General features: G+C 53.9%; 4 protein-coding genes. 2 read left to right on the top strand and 2 right to left on the bottom strand.

What is annotated here, in order from left to right; translation table 11 throughout:
• The first annotated feature begins 472 nt into the window (after positions 1–472).
• Positions 473–1234, top strand: a complete 762-nt coding sequence (locus GTK01_RS20815) for a hypothetical protein (RefSeq protein WP_252929760.1) — start codon at positions 473–475, stop codon at positions 1232–1234.
• Between the two features lie 51 nt (positions 1235–1285).
• On the opposite strand, the gene GTK01_RS21165 is transcribed toward GTK01_RS20815, so the two are convergent.
• Together GTK01_RS21165 and GTK01_RS20810 are read right to left on the bottom strand one after the other, a co-directional pair.
• Positions 1286–1756, bottom strand: coding sequence for an HNH endonuclease (locus tag GTK01_RS21165; protein WP_371924447.1), 471 nt, complete (start codon positions 1754–1756; stop codon positions 1286–1288).
• Positions 1753–1938 carry a hypothetical protein gene (locus tag GTK01_RS20810; protein WP_252929759.1) on the bottom strand — a complete coding sequence of 62 codons (186 nt, stop codon included), beginning with the start codon at positions 1936–1938 and terminating at the stop codon, positions 1753–1755. Before GTK01_RS20810 ends, GTK01_RS21165 begins: the two co-directional genes overlap by 4 nt.
• A 335-nt stretch (positions 1939–2273) precedes the next feature.
• Here GTK01_RS20810 and GTK01_RS20805 point away from each other — a divergent pair, with 335 nt between their 5' ends.
• The gene (locus GTK01_RS20805; RefSeq protein ID WP_252929756.1) at positions 2274–2708 is read left to right on the top strand and encodes a hypothetical protein; all 435 of its coding nucleotides are present in this window, start codon (positions 2274–2276) and stop codon (positions 2706–2708) included.
• Positions 2709–2862 lie beyond the last annotated feature (154 nt).

Here is a 2862-nt window from a genome sequence, read left to right as displayed (position 1 = left end):
CTCAACGACCATGCCCGAAAATTAGGTCGAAAGGAGGGCCGGCCACCGAGTGATATCCTCGGCGCTTACCAAATCGTAGGACTATGGCGCAAATGTAGTGCTCATCATTATCGGTCGCGGCCCGCCATCTCCATTTCTTAAGGGTTTGATAAATATTGATTTCGAGGGCGAATACGCCTTTCATCCCCAACTCTGTCCCTAACTGACATTTTTACGCTCTACATAAGCGCGAACAAAACTGCGCCTTTGTCGGGACTATGCAAGGGGCCTCGTGGTTGACCAAAGACGCGATCTGGGAAACGCTCTGCGTTTGGGAGGCACTACAATGATTAGGTCAATGATGTTCGTAGTCGCATTCGCAGAATGCGGGCTTGCATACGCAGACGATGGGGCCGTTGCGCGATACCGCGATTACCTTCCTCACGAACTTCTTAGTTTGCCCCAAGAGGAACGCTCTAGCTCGGTTCCGATGATGTATATCGGCGCAGCCAATCTTGCAGCGTCACAAGTGGGCGATGTTGTCATCCAAGCCAACCTTAATGCGCTGATGTACAATGGATTGGCCGACTACAACGGCGCTAAAAAAGCCTTTCAGACCGATCTGGGCGAGGAACCGACCGCCGAACTGACGGTAAGCCAACTGCATACGCTCAGCTATCGCGCCTCCCGTCGAAACCTCACGCATGTCAGTTTCTTTCCCTTCGAGTTCGGGGGGATCATCAACCAAAACTGGGCTTCCGTAAAAGGCACAGTTAAAATCCTCGACGAGAAAATTGCGTACCCGGTAAACCATGTAGTGATCGAGTGCACTCGTTCCACCAACACATGCGACTATAGACAGATAGCATTGACAATTCCTGACGAGAATTCATGGGTGCAGTCCTATCATGTCGGTAACATTGCCGATGAAATCTATGAAATCACCCGCTGGGAAAACGATCAAATTGACGCCGTTCCGCTCGATGCTCATCGATGCCGCATCAATCAACTGAACCTTAACTTCGCGACAGATGAGTATTTTGAGATCGTCAGAAACAATACGGCCGGCGATTGTGAAACTGCGCTTGGGGTTGCGCTTCCGCGGCTTGAACGACCGCGCTTGTCGCAGATCGTGGACGGACGCGACATAGTAAATGCAGAGTTCCAGAGGCTGGACGACGAAGCATATGGATACCTCTCAAGCGACTTCCGACGAAAAGTGCACACCAGCAAAGAGACAAATTCAGATGAATAGATTTGCGATGCCAGTTGTCTTCAGCGTTGGGTGGCTTTGAGCGCGAGAAGATCAAACCACCCACTTCCACGTCACCCGCCTAACGATGCTGGAAACGGTGCTTCCGCTAACACCAAAAAATGCAGCGATGGCCGCAAAATGCCACTTCGGAGCAAACCCGCGGATTGCGCGGACTTCGTCTTCCGTCAGCCGCGCCCTCGGTCGCCCATGTGCCTTGCGATCGGCCGCATTTTGGTGGTGCGTCCCCCATCGGACATGTGACGGCGTGATGCAGCCGTGCTGCCCGTTCCCGCATCGATGGGTCACGATGTGCTTGGGCGACGGTCGAGGACCATGCACCTTTTCGCAGATAACGACGTGGGCGTGCGTATGCCGGCCGCCGTACCGGACAGTGCCATAGCCATCAGCACTCTTCGAAAATGGCCAAAGGGTGCAGCGGTTTTCTTCGTGGCCATAGAGGGCGACGCGATCGAGAAGAGCTTGCGGCTCGCCGGGAGCGGCCCGGCGTCGAGGGCCGATCATGCTCGACCTCCCGACAGGCGGCCGAAAATCCCGCGCGCGGCGATAATCTGGTCGACAATATCAGCGTCGAGAATGAAGGCGCCGCCATCGTGGCCGATCGTCAAGGAGGGGAAGCGACGGCGCCACTTCGCCACCGCCTGAAGGGACACGCCAGCCCTATCGGCGGCCTCGCGTGTCGTCACATGCTTTTTCACCACAGAGAACTTTCTTCAATGCCCGCCGCTGTGGTGCGCGGCAGGCCGGTCGAATGGTTCTCCGAAGGAATTCAACTTTGGTTGGTTCGGCGATTTCCTGCAATCGACCGAGATCAGTTCTTCACAGCCTAGCCGGCCCAGCCAGATCGCCGACGCACATCGTTCGGCCCGAGAATGGGAGGTGCCTTAGCCCTATCGTTCTCCGGTCCGCAACCGCCGGTACTTTCGCCCGTAAAGGACCATGCGCTGAAGAACATGTCACGTCAGTTTTTGCCATTGTCTTTCCCTCATGCATATTGTTGGCTCAACGTGAGGGGTGAGACATGCGGAAGTCACGGACAACTGCGCTTATTGCTGGCTATATAGGCATCGTAAGCACTGCGCACGCATCTCCGCAGCTTCTGGCCATCTGTCCCGAGGCCAAGTGGTCGGGAGTGATGTATCATCGTGAAATCGGCGGCAACATCTTCAAAGTATCTGAGACCAATATTTCTTATAATAAAGCAATCTACTTAATAGATCATGACGCTGGACGCGCTTTCGTGCAATATGGAAACCATCAGATCAATGCCATGATCACGAATTCTCGCTATGATCAAATTAGTGTTTCCTACCTATTCGAAGAAGTGTCTTACATGGACACCGTTTTTTTCGATGGAACTGTTTTGAACACCTATTCAAAGGCCTCAGTCGGTGCGGCTCCGGCAGCGTTTGCTTTCGCTTCACAATGCGAGGTAGACGAGAGCGTATTTCGCTAGGATCGAAATCCTAGAAATGCTGCAATTTGTCCGTCGTCAGGACATTTGGCGCAATGGGCATGGAGATTTAGCGGAGTTTCGGCCTCGCCCCTTGGTTGACTTTATGCGGCGAGTTTTCGGTGCTGCAAGCGCCGGAGTTCGATTGTCTGTCGTT

This window comes from Aliihoeflea sp. 40Bstr573, from assembly GCF_024105655.1.
Lineage (GTDB): Bacteria > Pseudomonadota > Alphaproteobacteria > Rhizobiales > Rhizobiaceae > Aliihoeflea.
The sequence above is the reverse complement of the archived record's forward strand: the minus strand, read 5'-3'. Positions and strand labels throughout refer to the sequence as shown.

Coding starts and splice junctions, on each gene's coding strand:
- GTK01_RS20815 (WP_252929760.1), top strand. CDS start 473: ATGTATATCGGCGCAGCCAATCTTGCAGCGTCACAAGTGGGCGATGTT.
- GTK01_RS21165 (WP_371924447.1), bottom strand. CDS start 1,756: ATGATCGGCCCTCGACGCCGGGCCGCTCCCGGCGAGCCGCAAGCTCTT.
- GTK01_RS20805 (WP_252929756.1), top strand. CDS start 2,274: ATGCGGAAGTCACGGACAACTGCGCTTATTGCTGGCTATATAGGCATC.